Raw genomic sequence first — 15596 nt, 5'->3', positions numbered from 1 at the left:
TTGTTGTGATGAAAAACTTCAATCGCGCAGGCGCGAGGCGACATCGACCAGACGCGCGACCGTGCGGCGCAGCATCTGCTGCATCCGCTCGTCGGCCAGGCCGCCTTCCGGCGTGAAGGCCGAAGCGGCGTTGCCGACCGCGATCTGTTCCGACAGCACCAGCGCGCCGACCGACTGCAGCACCGCGCGCAGGTGCACCAGGCCGCGCAGGCCACCGAGCGCGCCGGGCGAGGCAGCGCCCAGTGCGACCGTCTTGTTGGCGTAGGGCACGGTGCCCGCTTCGTCGCCGGCCGGGCGCGACACCCAGTCCAGCGTGTTCTTGAGCACGGCGCTCATCGACCCGTTGTACTCGGGCGATGCGATGAACAGGCCGTCGTGCGACTTGAACAGTTCCTTCAGCGGACGCACGCCCAGCGGCAGCCCAGCCGAAGCTTCGAGATCGCCGTCGTACAGCGGCAGCGGATGGTCGCGCAGATCCATCAGCGTCGCCTCGCCGCCCGCCTCCTCGATCGCGCGCGCAGCGGCGATCGCCAGCTTGCGGTTGAAAGACGCCTCGCGCGTGCTGCCGGCGAACACCAGGATGCGCGCCTTGGCGCCATCCAGCTCGGAACTGTCGCGGACGACTGCGAGGCTCTTGCTGTTGCGTGTCGAGTTGTTCATGGGGAATCCAGCCAATCGATGATGGGTTGCCACTGTTCGCGGTCGGTCTGCGCGCGCGAGCGCGACAGGTCGAAAATGCTCATGCCGTGCGCAGCCGTCTGCACATACAGCTGCGAGTTGCGCAGATAGGCCAGCACCGGCAGTTCGAGGCCGGCGCAGAAACGCTCCAGTTCGTGTGCGGCGCGGGTACGGGTGTTGACCCGCATGCCGACGATGCCGATCTTCACCTTGTTCGCGGCGACCCGCTTGTGCTCGGCCAGTTCGGTCAGGAAGTCGCCGGTGGCCAGAATGTCGAAGATGGAGGGCTGGACCGGAATCAGCACGCGGTTGACCATCTTCAGCATCGCCTCCAGCCGCTTGCCGCGCAGGCCGGCCGGCGTGTCGAGCACGACATGGGTGGTGCCGCGCGGCGGACGGGCCGGCTGTTCCGGCTCAAGTTCCCAGGTGGAGATCGGCGCCAGCAACGGCGAGCGCATGCCCAGCCAGTGACGGGCCGACTGCTGGCGATCGATGTCGCCCAGCATGACGCGCGCGCCCTGGGTGGCCCAGTGACCGGCAACACTGGTGGCCAGCGTGCTCTTGCCGGCGCCACCCTTTGGGTTGGCGATCAGCACGCTGCGCAGCACCCGCTCCGTCATGACAATACGATCTCGCGCGCAAACTGGCCCGGCGGCTGCGCGTGCAGCGTCCAGAACGCGTCGGCCACGCGGGCGGCGTCGAGCAGGCTGCCTTCGCGCAGCACGCCGGCGATGGTGACGATGGCGGCATGCACGCCGGCCGGGGACAGTTCCTGGTGCAGGCTGAACACGAGGTTGCGCAGCGCCGCCTTCTGCACCGACAGCGAGGCGGCGGCGGCAACCGGCTCCATCGCCAGGCCGCCGCCGGTGTACAGGATGCTGCCCTGGCCGGTTGCCCGCATCGCCGGCAGCACGGCGCGTGCCGCGGTCAGCGCCCCGAGCACGCCGATGCGCAGGTCGGACGCCAGCGCTTCCGGGTCGAGTACCGACGGTGCGCATTCGCGCGGCACCGAGGCGTTGAAGATGAGCACCTCTGGCGGCGGCATCGCCTGCCGCATGTTCTCGATGGCCGATACGATGGATTCGTCGCTGCCGGCATCGACCACGAAGCCCTGCGCGGTCACGCCGCGCGCGGCCAGTTCGTGCTCGTAGCGCTCGAGCTTGCCGGCGTCGCGCGAGATCATCGCCACGCAATAGCCCTCGGCGGCGAAGCGCCGCGCCACCGCGGCACCGACGCCTGAGCCCATGCCGACGATGGCACACACTTTCGAACCCATAGTTCTCTCCCGACCTGCTGCGCTTCTACGTGTTTACTTGTTCTTTGCTGCGGCACGTGCCGCGGCCAGTGCGCTGCGACGTTCTTCGTCGGCCTGCGCAATGGCCTGCTTCTGTTCGTCGCTCAGCGGCTCGCCCAGCTGCTTTTCGATGCCGGCAGCCACCCGCGCCGACGGTTCGGTGATGCGCCCTTCCGCCGGCATGGCGGCGCGCACCTGCGCTGCCGGCAACTTCGTGATGTTGACCACGCGACGCACGAACTGCTCGTCGATGCGGCGGGTTTCGGCCTTCAGAAAGGCCGTCTGCGCCGGCGTCTGCGCCGCGGCGGGAGACAGGATGCAGCAGCAGGCGAGCAGCGACAACAGAAACTTCATCGAAAAGCGCTCCGAAAGAGGGTGTCGCCGGTGCAGTGGATGCTTCACTGCGGCAACAGGATGGTCGAGCCGGTCGTGCGGCGCGCGGCCAGTGCTTCATGCGCGCGGGCACAGTCGGCTAACGCATGACGCTGCTGAATGTTGATCTGCAGCGTGCCGTCGAGCACGCGGGCGAACAGTTCGTCGGCCGCGGCGACCAGGTCAGCGCGGGCGGCGATGTAATGGAACAGCGTCGGCCGGGTCAGGAAGAGCGAGCCCTTCTGCGCCAGCATGCCGGGCTCGAACGGGGCGACCGGACCGGACGCATTGCCATAGCTCACCATCATGCCCATGGGCTGCAGGCAGTCGAGCGACGCCATGAAGGTGTCGCGGCCGATGCCGTCATAGACCACGCGCACGCCGCGGCCGCCGGTCAGCGCGCGCACTTGCGCCGGCAGATCGGCGGATGCGACGCCGGTCAGCACGTGTTCGCAGCCGTTGGCCTGCGCCAGCGCCGCCTTGTCCGGCGTGCTGACGGTGCCGATGACGGTGGCGCCGAGCGCGCGTGCCCACTGGCAGGCGATCAGGCCGACACCGCCGGCGGCTGCATGGATGAGCACCGCATCGCCGGCTTCGACGCGGCAGGTGCGGCGCAGCAGGTAGTGCGCGGTCAGCCCCTTGAGCATCAGCGCGGCAGCCGTGTCGAAGGAAATGCCATCCGGCAGGCGCACCAGCCGGTCGGCCGCGATGTTGCGCGCCGTGGCGTAGGCGCCGAGCGGACCGCCTACATAGGCGACACGGTCACCGACCGCGACCTCGCTGACGCCGGCACCGACCGCCTCGACCACACCGGCCGCTTCCTGCCCCAGTCCGCTCGGCAGCGGTACCGGATAGAGGCCGCTGCGGTGATAGATGTCGATGAAATTGACGCCGACCGCGTGCTGGCGCACACGTGCTTCGCCCGGCCCCGGTGCGCCCGGCTCGACCGCCTCGTACTGCAACACTTCGGGGCCACCGGTGCGGTGCATGCGTACAGCGAAATCCGTCATGGTCATCCTGCCCTCATGGTGATTGGCGCGGAATTCTACCGGTCATGATCGGGGTCTGTTGCCCTTCGCGTCGAGGCGCGCACGCGCGACGACCGCAATCGGCACGCTTATTGTGCACTGCACCCAATGATTTGGCAGAATGCCTCTTTCGGTCAGGGAGTCCGTCATGCGTCGCGTCGTGTTCAACCAGAAAGGTGGCGTCGGCAAGTCCACCATCACCTGCAATCTCGCCGCCATCAGCGCGGCAAGCGGCAAACGTACGCTGGTGATCGACCTCGATACGCAGGGCAATTCGAGCAACTACCTGCTGGGCAAGGCGGCGGACAGCGTCGAACTGGGCGCCGCCGACTTCTTCGACCAGATCCTGAACTTCAAGCTGACGCCGAAGGACACCACCGAGTTCATCACCGACACCGCTCACCCGGGCCTGGCCGTGATGACCGCCAGCGCCAAGCTGGCGGAACTCGAGAACAAGCTGGAATCGCGCTACAAGATCTACAAGCTGCGCGAGGCGCTGGAAGCGCTGGACCAGTTCGACCACATCTATATCGATACGCCGCCGGCGCTGAACTTCTACTCGCGCTGCGCGCTGATCGCGGCCGAATCGGTGCTGATTCCGTTCGATTGCGACGAGTTCTCGCGCAAGGCGCTGTACCAGCTGATCGACAACATCGAAGAGATCCGCGCCGACCACAACGAGGCGCTGAAGCTCGAAGGCATCGTCGTGAACCAGTACCAGGCGCGCTCCAGCCTGCCGGCGCGCGTGGTGCAGGAACTGCGCGACGAAGGCCTGCCGGTGCTCGACGCGACGCTGTCGCCGTCGGTCAAGGTGAAGGAATCACACGAGGCGGCGCTGCCGCTGATCCACTTCGCGCCGTCGCACAAGCTCGCGCAGGAATTCGTCGCACTTCACACGCTGCTGAACGGCGCGTGAGCGGTTTCGTCGTCGCGCTGATCGCGATCGCGGCGCTGGTGTGGCTGCTGACCGGCGGTCTGCGCCGCCGGCGCGAACGCCCGCATGACGCACACGCGGACGGCAGCGGCCTCCCGGGCAGCAGCAACGATTCGGGCTGCACCCATGTCGGCGAGGGCGGCGGCGATTGCGGTGGAGGTGGTGGCGATGGCGGCGGTGGCGGTGACTGAGGTCGAGCGGACTGCGGGCGAGCACTGCGAACTCCGGACGCCCTGCGGCGTCTGAGCCGGCATGAAACACGGCGCCCTGCTCCTCTCCTTGCTGGCATGTTTGGCCGCAGCGCCGCTGGCGGCCGCGGACAGCAGCGCCGGAAACTACCGTGCAGTGGTCGAGCTCGACAACGGCTGGCCGCGTGGCTGCGGCACTGCGGTGACGGTGTCTGGCTGGGACATCCGCGTCGTGCGTCAGCGCGACGGCGACGAGGTGAACGCCCGCATCGAGGTTCAGCCGCCGCCGGGCAATCCTGGACTGCCGGTGCTGGCGCGGCTGGAAGTCGAGCAGTTCCGCCCCGCCATACTGCTGGTCGCACAGGACGGCCGGCTCACGCTGCCCGGCTTCGAGGCCGACAAGCAGCTCGACTGGGCGACGCTGATGCGCAACTTCCTGTTCTTCGGCGGTCGGCTGGTGCTGGGACAGGTCGGCGGCGACGTCGAGCTGCCCTTCAATGGCCCGGCGCCACGCGACGTGACGGGGCAGTACCTGAACTGCGCCGGCGACCTCGCCGCACCCTTCCGCAACGGCAGCTAAGGCCGCGCTCAGCGGCTGATCGCCGTCAGCACCCAGCCTTCGCCGAACGAGGTTTCCTCGACCCGCAGTATCCGCCCGTCCATCATGTTGACGTCGAACGAGCGCCATGGCCGGCTGCGCCGCTTGCTGTCGGCGGCGGCAAGCCAGGCCTCGATGTCGTCGGTTTCGATGCGCGGCCCGATGCGGTGCGTGTAGCAATTTCGCATCAGGTCGGCAAAGCGCAGATCGCCGGCCGGCACGCAGTACATTTCGATGAAGGCGGCGTTGGCCAGCACCAGCCGGTTGACCGGATCGAACAGCGCGAAGGCGGTTTCGCTCATGTCTATGCCGGTCAGCAGCTGACGCAGCACGTCCGGCCGTGCGGCCGCCACCGCCAGATGCGGTGGCACCTCCTCCTCACCGTTCAGCGGACCGTCTTCGGCCTCGCTGCCGCCCGGGCCGGGCAGCACGATGCGGTCGCGACCGGAGTGCTTGGCGCGGTACAGCATCTGGTCGGCCACCCGCATCCACGCCTCGCAGGTGTCGAGCATCGGCGTCAGTTCGGCCACACCGAAGCTGGCGGTGACCACGTGGCCGTCGATCAGCGGTTCGTCGTGCAGGCATCGGCGCAGCCGCGCCATCAGGTCGCGCGCGCCCTCACCGGTGGTGTCCGGCAGCAGGATGCCGAACTCCTCGCCACCATAGCGGCCTGCCGTATCGTTCGCCCGCAGTTCGCGGCCGAGCAGCGCGGCGAAGCGGCGGATGGCCTCGTCGCCGGCGGCATGGCCGTAGCGGTCGTTGATGTACTTGAAATGATCGAGATCGGCCATCACCAGCGTTGCCGTATGCCCGTAGCGACGGTAGCGCGCAAACTCCTTGCGCACCAGCACCTCCCAGTGACCGCGGTTGGCGAGGCCGGACAGTGCGTCGATCCGGCTCAGTGTCTCCAGCGCCTCGCGCTGACGCTGGAGCTTGCGCAGCGCCTGGTTGGTGACGAAGCCGATGGCGATCGGGTGCAGCAGCATCGGCACGCTGGCCGCGACGACGACCAGACTGGACAGCGGCTGCCAGTCGAATCCGTAAAGCAGCACGCCGGCGAACACCCCCACCGCATGCACCAGCAGGCCGCGCAGCATCAGACGGGGGCCGCAGCCGGCGACGCTGTCCATGCTCATCAGCGCGAGGATGAGCAGCGAGGGCACGGCGTTGAAGGCCATCAGCGCGGTCCACGCGCCACCGAAGAAGTGATCGGCCAGCAGGTTGTCGCCTTCGGCGCGGAAAGGATCGCGCGACTGCCGGGCGCGCCACCAGGCCAGGTGCGGCCACAGCAGCGCATGCAGCATGGGGCCGAGCCAGAGCAGCCAGGACGGCCACGACAGGTCGCCGCGCTCGTACAGCACGGCGAGCACCATCGGCAAGCCAAACAGCAGCCCGGCCTGCCGCGCGCGATAGCTGCGCTGCGCGAAACCCAGCTGCGGCGTGTGCTCGCCACCGCCTGCGACAGCGGTGTTCATGCCGTCACCCTGTTCGGGCGTGGACACAACGAAGCATCGGGGGACATTGCGGACTGCACGGGCAACTCGCTGAAATCGGACCGGGCCCGGAAGGCGGACCCGCGACCCGTCATTTTAGCGGGGGCGCCGGTCACCGCCTGAAAGGATTGGTGTCGTGCGTTCACTGCACGCGGGGCGCCGGACGCAGGAAGCGGCGTTCGAACTCGGCAGCGGTGAGCGGCTCGGCGTACAGATAGCCTTGGCAGGCGTCACAGCCGTGCGCGCGCAGCAGATCGCGCTGCCCCTCGGTTTCGACGCCCTCGGCCAGCACCGACATGCCCAACTTGTGACCGAGCGTGATGATGGTGTTGACCAGTTCGACCGCGCTGGCGTCGCCCGGCAGGTCGCAGATGAAACTGCGGTCTATCTTGAGCTTGTTGACCGGCAACCGCTTCAGGTAGGCAAGCGACGAGTAGCCAGTACCGAAATCGTCGATCGCCATGCGCAAGCCGAGCCGCTTGATCGCATCGAGGAAGTGACGCGCTTCGTCGCCCTGCTCCATCAGGCTGGATTCGGTCACTTCGAGTTCGAGCAGCGCGGCCGGAAAGCCGGTATCGCCGAGCAGCCGCTCGATGCGCCGTTCCAGCCCGCCGCGGCGGATTTCGGCAACCGACATGTTCACCGCCAGCGTGCCGAGCCGGTAACCGGCGTCGAGCCAGGCACGCCCCTGCCGGCAGGCCAGCTCGCGCACGCGCTCACCGAGCTGCACGATCAGTCCGTTGGCTTCCATGATCGGGATGAACTGCGACGGGCCGGCGTGCACGCTGGCCGCGGCGGACAGCCGTACCAGCACCTCGGCGCCGATCAGCGCGCCGTCGGACAGATCGACCAGCGGCTGGAAGCGCAGCTCGAATTCGTCGTTCTCCAGCGCGCGCCGCAGGCCGGTCTCCAGCGACAGCCGCCGCGTCGCCTCGTCGGTGTAGGCGTCGGTGTAGAAGCGCAGCGTGTTGCGACCGCTCCGCTTGGCCTGGTACATCGCCGCGTCGGCGTCGCGTATCAGGTCCTCGGCGCTGTTGCCGTTGTCCGGGTAGAGGCTGATGCCTATGCTCGCCTGCAGATAGATGTCCTGACCGGAGGCCAGACGCACCGGTGCGCTCAGGTTGTCGAACACGCCCTGGGCGACCAGCGCCGCCTCGCCCGGCTGGTCGAGGTTTTCGAGCAGCAGCACGAATTCGTCGCTGCCCTGCCGGCCCAGCGTGTCCTGTCGGCGCAAGCGCGCGCGCAGGCGCTGCGCGACGGCAGCGAGCACCTCGTCGCCAGCGGCGTGGCCGAGGCCGTCGTTGATGGTCTTGAAATTGTCCAGATCGAGGAACAGCACGGCCACGCGCGTGCCGCGCCGCGCGGCCAGATCGATCGCGTGCATCAGGCGCGACTGGATGAGTACGCGATTGGGCAGGTCGGTCAGCGGGTCGTACTGCGACAGGTGATGCAGCATTTCCTCGGTGCGCCGCGCCTGCGTGATGTCGGTGAGCACGCTGACGCGGTGGGTCGCCCGGCCGTCGTCGTCGTGCACGGTGGCGCAGGACAGCCAGCCCGACCACGCTTCGCCGTTGCGCCGCCGCGCCGCCACCTCGCCCTGCCAGAAGCCGCCGCCACGCAGCGCGCGGTCAATGTCGGCATACAGCCCCTCGGCGCCCTCGACATCGAGCAGCGACACCAGCGTGCATCCCTCGGTGGCGGCCGGATCGAGGCCGTTCAGTTCGCAGAAGGCCTCGTTCACGGTGACCACGACGCCGTCGAGGTCGGTCACCACGACGCCGTCGCGGGTGCTGCGCAGCGCCGCCGCCAGCAGGCGCGCCGACTGTTCGGCGCGCGCGCGGTCGCGGTCGTCGCGCAGGCGACGCACCGCGAAAGACAGATCCATCATCACCTCGTCGAGCAGACGCGCTTCGTCCTCATCCTCCGGGTTGACCTCGCGCGCGATCAGGCCAAGCACGGCGACCACCTTGTCGTCGAGCCGGATCGGCAGGCCGACGTAGCCCATGCAACCGGCGGCCCGCGCTGCCGGCATCCACGCGTCGTCGCCGTCGAGCGCCGACAGACGACACAGCTTGCCGCTGCGCATGACCGCGGCGGTGACGCTGCCGGCGTCGGTGGACGATGCGCTGACCAGCTGCGCGCGATCGGCGACCGCGCTGCCGGCACTGGCGCGCAGCGCGAGCATGCCGCTGTCGTCGGCACGCATGATCCAGGCGAAGCGATAGGCGCCGAACTCGATGGCGACGCGACAGATGCGTTCGAACAGCTCGTCCTCGTCGGCCGACCAGACGATGGTCTGGTTCACCTGACTGAGGAAGTTGTACAGCCGACCCAGCGCCTGCACGTGCGCCTCGGCGCGGCGGCGCGCCGTCACGTCCCACGACACCCATACGACGCGGTCGCTGCCGGGTACCGGCGACACGCGGGCATCGAACACCACCTGCCGTCCCGCCAGTTCCAGCGTGTACTCGTAGGACTGCGTGCGCTGCCGCGCCAGCGCCTGGCGGATCACCGCGAGGAAGCGGCTGCTCACGTCGGCCGGGAATACCTCCTCGACGGTGCGACCGACCAGGGTTTCCGCCGGCGACGCGAGCAAGGCGCCACCATTGCCGAAGGACTCGATGTAGCGACCGTGACGGTCGAGCATGAAGGCGATCTCGGGCAGGCTGTTGACGAAGGCGCGCAGGCGCGACTCGCTGCCGAGCAGCGCATCGACTGCGGCATCGCGACGCCGGTGCGCAACGTACAGATAGAACAGCACGAGCAGACCGAGCACCGCCACCAGCGCCAGCGTCGCCGTGTCGTGCTGGCGCAGCAGCCGGCGCTGTGCCGCCAGATGGCGCAGCAATGCGTCCTCGAGTGCGACGGCACGGCCATCGACCGCGCGCTGCGCCAGCAGCAGCGCGCTGCCGCCCGCCTCGAATCCGTCGAGCTGGCGTTCCATGATGGCGCGCGCATCGGCCAGCGCCGCCATGTAGGCATCGGCGGCCGCGGCCACGTCGCCGGCCACCGGCGCGCGCACCGAGAAGCCGGCGATGGCACCACCGCCGCTGCGCAGATCGCGCGCGGTGGTGAGGGCGCGGTCCAGATGAGCGATCACGCGGGTGCGCGGTACGGTCGTCACACCGGTCAGCAGGCGCTCGGTGTCGAGCTGCGCAAGCAGCGCATAACGACGCGACTGCGCCAGGTTGTCGCGCGCGGTCAGCGCCGCGGCGAGGCTGTCATCCCAGCGCACGTGCGCATAGCTCATCAGGCCCATGCAGGCGCACAGCAGCAGCGCCAGACCGAATACCGGCGGGCCGCCCGCCATTGCGCTGCGCCCGTTCATCGCTGTGCAGGCGCCGGCAGGTTGTGCGGACCGAAGCCGAAGGCCGCGACCAGCGCGCGATGCTCGGGCGAACCGAGGTAGCCGGCCATCGCCTCGTCGATGCGGCGTGCCATCGCCTCGTCCTGCGGACGCAGCGCGAAGGCGGGCCAGCCTGCTTCGCCACGCCCTTCACGCTGCGGCGGCCGGTAGGGCTGCGCAAGTTCGACACCGGTCAGACCGGATACCTTCAGCATGTGGCGCAAGGACACGTCGGACAGCGCAAGCGCGTCGGCCCGGCCCTCGATCACCGCCACCGCGGCGCTGGTCGCGTCGCTGTGCCGCTGAATGCGGGCGGCCGGCACGCCGGCTCGCTTGGCCACCGTCAGTTCGACCGCGCCGTCGATGACGGCCAGCACCGCATCCGGGTGCGCGGCGATGTCGTCGAGGCCGTGCAGGTCGAGCGGATTGCCCGCACCCACCAGCAGCGCCGACGACACCTGCGCGGTCGGCCGGGTGAAGCGTGCGCGCTGCGCGCGCTCGGGGGTCACGAACAGACCGCTGGCGACAATGTCGGCGCGACCGGCCTGCAGATCGTGCAGCAACTGGCCGAACTCGGTGTGGATGAACTCGACCTCGCCGAGACCCGCCCGCTTGGCCAGCACGCGTAGCATTTCGGGTGCCTCGCCGGTGACACGGCCGCGCGCGTCGATGTAGGCGAACGGTGGCTCGATCGAATACAGCGCACGCAAGGTCGGCGCAGCGCCCGATCGCGCCGGATCGTCGTAGATGATCCGGCCGAGCACCAGCGCGACGAGGGCAACGATGAATCCGGCAAGCAGGTAGGGAGTGCGCATGACGGGTTGCTGACGAGGTCAGCCTTGCATTCTAGCGTCGCGTCATGACCCGTCCATGCAGGGCAGCACGAACCGCGTCGATCACTGCCTTTTCGTAGCGACCGCCGCGCAGCCGGTCGCTCAGTTCGATCTGCACGCCGCGGCCCTGCCGCCCCCGGTTGCACAGATTGCGCGGGTCGAGGCCGGCGTAGCGATGGCCGCTGGTCTGCGCGAGCACGCCGCGTGCGTACAGGCGATCGGCCAAGGCACAGGCAAGCGCACGATCGCGGCCGCCGAGCAGCGCCCGCTCGCCGGTATCGGCCACGCCATGCACCGCCAGCACGGCGTCGCAGTCGGCAATCAGCGCCAGGGCGCGCGGCTCGTCGAAGCGGGTACTGGTGATGTGCAGTGTTTCGAAGTTCATCGCCGGCAACGCGCCTTCGAACAGGTAAAGGTCGAAGTCGTCGCCGGCGATCGCACGCGCCACCTCCGACGTGCCGCGCTCGATGCGCCCACCATGCGGCGCGACGATGGCGACCCCGCTACCGCGTCGCTCGACGGTGACGTGGTAGTCGATGCCCTCGCGATGCGCGGACGACAGCTCGGCGTAGCTGCGATGGCGGTCGCGATGCACGTCGTTCAGGGCTTGCCGGACAGGAACAGCTTCTCGATGCGCGCCATGCCCGGGTGATCGCGTCCCGAACGACGCAGTTCGGCGAAGTCCTCGCGCAGGATGCGGCGGAATTCGTCGGCGCCGCGCAAGGTCATGTTGGCGGCGTACACCTCGCGCGCATTGCCGATCTGTCCGTTCAACAACAGCGCGTGCGCGTGGTTGATCTGCGCCGCCTTGAATTCCGGCGCGTCGTTCGGCACCTTGGTCGCCGCCTGCAGCACCTCGTCGTAGCGGCCGAGGTTGAGGCAGGCCCAGGACCAGGCGACCCAGACCGAATTGTCCTTGTAGCCGGCCTGCATCGCTTTCTCCAGCCAGCGTGCCGATTCGGCGTAGTCGGTCTGGGCACCACCGCCGCTGTAGATCGCCGCCAGATGGACATAGGCCGGCGCGTAGTTCTTGTCGGCCGCGCGCCGGACCCAGGCCAGCGCCAGTTCCGGCGCCAGCGGGTCGGCAGTGTCGGCTTCGATCATCTTGGCCAGCAACAGCATGCCTTCCGGGTCACCGCCTTCGGCCGCCAGCGTGTACCAGCGGCGAGCCTCTGCCGCATTGCGCTCGACGCCGATGCCGCTGGCACGGATCTGCCCGGCCACGGCCTGTGCCCGCGCCAGTCCGGCCTCCGCCGACAGCAGCGCCCAGCGTGCCGATTCGGTGTCGTTCTTGTCCAGGCAGGTGCCGAAGAAATGCCAGTCGGACATCTGCAGCATCGCTTCCGGCTCGCCCTTCTCGGCGGCGCCACGCGCCTCGGCCAGTGCCGTGTCGCACTCGCCGCGCAGGTGGGCGGTGCGCCACTGTTCCGACGCCGCGGCCGTGCCCGCTGCCGACAGCAGCGCTGCGAAACAGAAGAGGCGGACGCGCGCGTTCATGAGCAATCAGGCCGGCGACAGCTTGGCCACGGCGAGCGCCAGCCACTTGACGCCCGACGCACCGAAATTCACCTGGACCCGGGCGTCGGAGCCCGAGCCTTCGGCGTTGACGATGACGCCAGCGCCGAACTTGGCGTGGCTCACCTGTTGGCCGACGCGGAAGCCGCTGTCATTGACCGCCGTCGTCCGGCGACCGCTGCCGAAGCTGCGCGGATTGCTGCTTGCCGGTGCCGACGGCGCGGCACTGCTGCTGCCGAAGCCCCCGTAGCCGCGTGCGCTGGCCGGCGGCGTAAGCCACTTCAGCAGTTCGGCCGGAATTTCATCGAAGAAGCGGCTGCGCAGGTTGTAGCGGGTCTGGCCGTGCAGCATGCGCGACTGCGCGAACGACAGATAGAGCCGCTTGCGGGCGCGGGTGATGGCGACGTACATGAGCCGGCGCTCTTCTTCCAGACCGTCTCGCTCCAGCACCGAGTTCTCGTGCGGAAACAGGCCTTCTTCGAGACCGCCGATGAACACCACGTCGAATTCCAGACCCTTCGCCGAATGCACGGTCATCAGTTGCACCGCCGCCTGGCCGGCGTCGGCCTGGTGTTCGCCCGCTTCGAGCGAGGCGTGCGACAGGAAGGCGGACAGCGGATCGGGCGGCGCGGCTTCGTCCTCGGCCGCGACCTGGGCGTAGCCTTCCTCGGAAATGAAGTTGGCGGCCGCGTTGATGATTTCGTCCAGGTTGGCAACGCGCTCCTGACCCTCCTTTTCAGTCAGGTAGTGCGCGCGCAGGCCGGACAGTTCGAGCACCTGCTCGACCATTTCCGGCAGCTTCAGCCCCTCGCAGGCGAAGCGCAGCTGATCGACCAGCTTGATGAAGGCGCCGACCGACTGTGCCGCCTTGCCGGTCAGGAAATTCAGCGCGCCGTACAGGCTGCTGCCGTGCGCCTGCGCGGCGTCCTGCAGCTGTTCCAGCGAACGCGCGCCGATGCCGCGGGTCGGGAAGTTCACCACGCGGGTGAACGCCGTGTCGTCGTGCGGATTGGCGATCAGCCGCATGTAGGCCAGCGCGTGCTTCACCTCCTGCCGCTCGAAGAAGCGCAAACCGCCATAGACGCGATAGGGAATGCCGGCCGAGAACAGCGCGTGTTCGAGCACGCGCGACTGCGCATTGCTGCGGTAGAGCAGCGCGATGTCGTCGCGCGCGGTGCCGTCGTGGATCAGCGCCCGGATTTCCTCGACCACCCAGCGCGCTTCCTCGATGTCGTTGAAGGCCTCGTACACGCGTAGCGGTTCGCCATGACCGGCTTCGGTCCACAGGTTCTTGCCGAGGCGGCCGCTGTTGTGCTTGATCACGGCATTGGCGGCGTCGAGGATGTTGCCGTGCGAGCGGTAGTTCTGTTCCAGCCGGATCACGTTGTTGACATGGAACTCACGCTCGAAGTCGCGCATGTTGCCGACCTCGGCGCCGCGGAAACGGTAGATGCTCTGGTCGTCGTCGCCGACCGCCATCACCGCCGCCTGGCCTTCGGTGCCGAGGCCGGCCAGCAGCTTGAGCCAGCGGTACTGCAGCACGTTGGTGTCCTGGAACTCGTTGACCAGGATGTGGCGGAAGCGGCGCTGGTAGTGCGCGCGTATCGGTTCGTTGCGCTGCAGGAGTTCGTGGCAGCGCAGCAGCAGCTCGGCGAAATCGACCACACCTTCGCGCTGGCACTGCGCCTCGTAAGCCTGGTACAGCTCGATCCGCTTGCGCGCGAAATCGTCGAAGGCTTCGACCTCGTGCGGGCGCAGGCCCTGCTCCTTGGCCGAGTTGATGAAATACATCAGGTCGCGCGCCGGAAACTTCTCGTCGTCGATGTTCAGCGCCTTCAGCATGCGCTTGATCGCCGACAGCTGGTCGGCCGAATCGAGGATCTGGAACAGCTGCGGCAGCCCGGCCTCTTTCCAGTGCGCGCGCAGCATGCGGTTGCACAGGCCATGGAAAGTGCCTATCCACAGCCCGCGTGCATTCATCGGCAGCATCGCGGTCAGCCGCGCCAGCATCTCCTTGGCCGCCTTGTTGGTGAAGGTGACCGCAAGAATGCCGTGCGGCGACACCTGGCCGGTCGAAATGAGCCAGGCCAGACGCGTGGTCAGCACGCGCGTCTTGCCTGACCCGGCGCCCGCGAGGATGAGCGCCGACTGCGACGGCAGCGTGACGGCCTGGAACTGCTGTTCGTTCAGACCGGAAAGAAGCGGGTTGGATGTCATGCGGCGGATTCTACCGGGCTGCCTGCCGACGGTCGCGCCCGCGGACGTGTAGTCCTCCTCCTACAGCGAGGAACCGGCCCCGGGCAGGGTGGTCGCGTCTAACCCGGACAACGCAAACAGGGAGAGACCACGACAATGAACGACTGGACACAGACCGCCGCCTGGCTGTACGCATGGGCGGGCGACCGCCTGCCTCAGGTGCTTGACCTCGCGGTGAAGCTGTTCCTGATCCTGCTGCTCGCCTGGATGCTGCAGCACCTCGCCCGGCGCTCGATACGTCTGATCCACGAAACACTGCGCCGGCGCACCGACTGTGCGGAAGACATCAAGCGCATCGACACCCTGGTTCGGGTCGCACGCTACGCGGCATCGGTGGTCATCCTCGTGCTGGCCGGCGGCATCGCGCTGAGTGCACTGGGCATTTCGGTCGCCCCGCTGCTGGCCACCGCTGGCGTGGCCGGCATCGCCATCGGCTTCGGTGCCCAGTCGCTGGTGAAGGATCTGTTCTCAGGGCTGTTCGTGCTGCTGGAAAACCAGATCCGCGTCGGCGACATCGTGGACATCGCCGGACACGGCGGCGTGGTCGAAGAAGTGACGCTGCGCTATGTGCGCCTGCGCGATTACGAGGGCAATGTGCACTTCGTCCCGAACGGCGAGATCACGACGGTCACCACCCGCTCGCGTGAATTCGCCAATGCGGTGATCGATGTGCGAATGGCGCCGACCGACCGGGTGGCCGACATCTACGCCATCATGTTCGACGTCGCCAAGGCGATGCGCGAGGACGAGCACTTCGGCGCCCGCATACTCGGCGACCTCGAAATGGCGGGCGTGGACCAGTGGCAGGAATCGGCGCTCATCGTGCGGGCACGCATCCGTGTCGCGGCGATGGCGCAATGGGAGGTGCGGCGCGAATTCCTGCGGCGGGTGAAGGAAGCGTACGACGAGCGCGGCCAGACCTTGCCGCTACCGCATCTCACGCTGCGCTTCGCCGACGACGCCGAAACCCTACTGCGCGAAGTGTCGCGCAGCAGCCCGGCGACACGCCGGACGGCTCCGGCCTGAGCCTGCCCGGTAACGGAGCCTCGTTTTCCGGCGGG

The 15596-nt window shown here is 68.4% G+C and carries 15 protein-coding genes; 4 read left to right on the top strand and 11 right to left on the bottom strand.

All coding sequences use genetic code 11. From position 1 onward, the window contains the following. Nucleotides 1-18: 18 nt before the first annotated feature. From ACQ66H_RS03030 to ACQ66H_RS03010, 5 genes are read right to left on the bottom strand one after another with little or no spacing between them, the layout of a single operon-like run. Nucleotides 19-660: an NADPH-dependent FMN reductase gene (locus ACQ66H_RS03030; RefSeq protein WP_020163331.1), complete on the bottom strand. Its 642-nt coding sequence runs from the start codon at nucleotides 658-660 to the stop codon at nucleotides 19-21. Then, nucleotides 657-1298 (bottom strand): AAA family ATPase, encoded by a 642-nt coding sequence (locus ACQ66H_RS03025; RefSeq protein ID WP_430432755.1) that lies wholly within the window; start codon nucleotides 1296-1298, stop codon nucleotides 657-659. The genes ACQ66H_RS03030 and ACQ66H_RS03025 overlap by 4 nt, the downstream gene beginning before the upstream one ends. Beyond that, on the bottom strand, nucleotides 1295-1954 hold the full coding sequence (locus ACQ66H_RS03020; RefSeq protein ID WP_019915384.1) for an SDR family NAD(P)-dependent oxidoreductase: 660 nt from the start codon (nucleotides 1952-1954) through the stop codon (nucleotides 1295-1297). Before ACQ66H_RS03020 ends, ACQ66H_RS03025 begins: the two co-directional genes overlap by 4 nt. A gap of 33 nt (nucleotides 1955-1987) precedes the next feature. Continuing rightward, nucleotides 1988-2326, bottom strand: a complete 339-nt coding sequence (locus ACQ66H_RS03015) for a hypothetical protein (protein WP_430432754.1) — start codon at nucleotides 2324-2326, stop codon at nucleotides 1988-1990. Between the two features lie 44 nt (nucleotides 2327-2370). Beyond that, complete coding sequence (locus ACQ66H_RS03010; RefSeq protein WP_430432753.1) at nucleotides 2371-3354, bottom strand: quinone oxidoreductase family protein; 984 nt, start codon at nucleotides 3352-3354, stop codon at nucleotides 2371-2373. Between the two features lie 166 nt (nucleotides 3355-3520). Between ACQ66H_RS03010 and ACQ66H_RS03005 the strand changes: the two genes are divergently transcribed. The 3 genes from ACQ66H_RS03005 to ACQ66H_RS02995 all read left to right on the top strand — a co-directional run bounded on the left by ACQ66H_RS03005 (nucleotide 3521) and on the right by ACQ66H_RS02995 (nucleotide 5074). Continuing rightward, nucleotides 3521-4288, top strand: coding sequence for a ParA family protein (locus tag ACQ66H_RS03005; protein ID WP_019915387.1), 768 nt, complete (start codon nucleotides 3521-3523; stop codon nucleotides 4286-4288). Next, complete coding sequence (locus tag ACQ66H_RS03000; protein WP_430432752.1) at nucleotides 4285-4497, top strand: hypothetical protein; 213 nt, start codon at nucleotides 4285-4287, stop codon at nucleotides 4495-4497. Before ACQ66H_RS03005 ends, ACQ66H_RS03000 begins: the two co-directional genes overlap by 4 nt. Before the next feature lie 61 nt (nucleotides 4498-4558). Beyond that, nucleotides 4559-5074 (top strand): hypothetical protein, encoded by a 516-nt coding sequence (locus ACQ66H_RS02995; protein WP_430432751.1) that lies wholly within the window; start codon nucleotides 4559-4561, stop codon nucleotides 5072-5074. Nucleotides 5075-5082: 8 nt separating this feature from the next. Here the strand turns inward: ACQ66H_RS02995 and ACQ66H_RS02990 are convergent, their stop codons facing one another. From ACQ66H_RS02990 to ACQ66H_RS02965, 6 genes are all read right to left on the bottom strand, one after another. Next, the gene (locus tag ACQ66H_RS02990) at nucleotides 5083-6567 is read right to left on the bottom strand and encodes a diguanylate cyclase (RefSeq protein WP_430432750.1); all 1485 of its coding nucleotides are present in this window, start codon (nucleotides 6565-6567) and stop codon (nucleotides 5083-5085) included. Between the two features lie 160 nt (nucleotides 6568-6727). After that, complete coding sequence (locus ACQ66H_RS02985) at nucleotides 6728-9913, bottom strand: EAL domain-containing protein (protein ID WP_430432749.1); 3186 nt, start codon at nucleotides 9911-9913, stop codon at nucleotides 6728-6730. Beyond that, nucleotides 9910-10746: a transporter substrate-binding domain-containing protein gene (locus ACQ66H_RS02980; protein ID WP_430432748.1), complete on the bottom strand. Its 837-nt coding sequence runs from the start codon at nucleotides 10744-10746 to the stop codon at nucleotides 9910-9912. Before ACQ66H_RS02980 ends, ACQ66H_RS02985 begins: the two co-directional genes overlap by 4 nt. 31 nt (nucleotides 10747-10777) lie before the next feature. Next, a complete protein-coding gene (locus ACQ66H_RS02975; protein ID WP_430432747.1) occupies nucleotides 10778-11359 on the bottom strand; it encodes a poly-gamma-glutamate hydrolase family protein in 582 nt (193 codons plus the stop codon). 5 nt (nucleotides 11360-11364) lie between these two features. Further along, entirely contained in the window at nucleotides 11365-12261 is an 897-nt protein-coding gene (locus tag ACQ66H_RS02970) for a tetratricopeptide repeat protein (RefSeq protein ID WP_430432746.1), read from the bottom strand. A gap of 6 nt (nucleotides 12262-12267) precedes the next feature. After that, nucleotides 12268-14496 carry a UvrD-helicase domain-containing protein gene (locus tag ACQ66H_RS02965; protein WP_430432745.1) on the bottom strand — a complete coding sequence of 743 codons (2229 nt, stop codon included), beginning with the start codon at nucleotides 14494-14496 and terminating at the stop codon, nucleotides 12268-12270. Between the two features lie 135 nt (nucleotides 14497-14631). Here ACQ66H_RS02965 and ACQ66H_RS02960 point away from each other — a divergent pair, with 135 nt between their 5' ends. Beyond that, entirely contained in the window at nucleotides 14632-15561 is a 930-nt protein-coding gene (locus tag ACQ66H_RS02960) for a mechanosensitive ion channel family protein (RefSeq protein ID WP_430432744.1), read from the top strand. The last annotated feature ends 35 nt before the right edge of the window (nucleotides 15562-15596 follow it).

The sequence above is a fragment of the Methyloversatilis sp. genome, from assembly GCF_965284615.1.
Classification (GTDB): Bacteria; Pseudomonadota; Gammaproteobacteria; order Burkholderiales; family Rhodocyclaceae; genus Methyloversatilis.
Note: the sequence above shows the minus strand (reverse complement) of the source record. Positions and strands in the feature narration are given on the sequence as shown.

Bases quoted from the DNA above. Each gene is read 5' to 3' on its own strand.
- ACQ66H_RS03030 (WP_020163331.1), bottom strand. From the start codon at position 660: ATGAACAACTCGACACGCAACAGCAAGAGCCTCGCAGTCGTCCGCGAC.
- ACQ66H_RS03025 (WP_430432755.1), bottom strand. From the start codon at position 1,298: ATGACGGAGCGGGTGCTGCGCAGCGTGCTGATCGCCAACCCAAAGGGT.
- ACQ66H_RS03020 (WP_019915384.1), bottom strand. From the start codon at position 1,954: ATGGGTTCGAAAGTGTGTGCCATCGTCGGCATGGGCTCAGGCGTCGGT.
- ACQ66H_RS03015 (WP_430432754.1), bottom strand. From the start codon at position 2,326: ATGAAGTTTCTGTTGTCGCTGCTCGCCTGCTGCTGCATCCTGTCTCCC.
- ACQ66H_RS03010 (WP_430432753.1), bottom strand. From the start codon at position 3,354: ATGACGGATTTCGCTGTACGCATGCACCGCACCGGTGGCCCCGAAGTG.
- ACQ66H_RS03005 (WP_019915387.1), top strand. From the start codon at position 3,521: ATGCGTCGCGTCGTGTTCAACCAGAAAGGTGGCGTCGGCAAGTCCACC.
- ACQ66H_RS02995 (WP_430432751.1), top strand. From the start codon at position 4,559: ATGAAACACGGCGCCCTGCTCCTCTCCTTGCTGGCATGTTTGGCCGCA.
- ACQ66H_RS02990 (WP_430432750.1), bottom strand. From the start codon at position 6,567: ATGAACACCGCTGTCGCAGGCGGTGGCGAGCACACGCCGCAGCTGGGT.
- ACQ66H_RS02985 (WP_430432749.1), bottom strand. From the start codon at position 9,913: ATGAACGGGCGCAGCGCAATGGCGGGCGGCCCGCCGGTATTCGGTCTG.
- ACQ66H_RS02980 (WP_430432748.1), bottom strand. From the start codon at position 10,746: ATGCGCACTCCCTACCTGCTTGCCGGATTCATCGTTGCCCTCGTCGCG.
- ACQ66H_RS02970 (WP_430432746.1), bottom strand. From the start codon at position 12,261: ATGAACGCGCGCGTCCGCCTCTTCTGTTTCGCAGCGCTGCTGTCGGCA.
- ACQ66H_RS02965 (WP_430432745.1), bottom strand. From the start codon at position 14,496: ATGACATCCAACCCGCTTCTTTCCGGTCTGAACGAACAGCAGTTCCAG.
- ACQ66H_RS02960 (WP_430432744.1), top strand. From the start codon at position 14,632: ATGAACGACTGGACACAGACCGCCGCCTGGCTGTACGCATGGGCGGGC.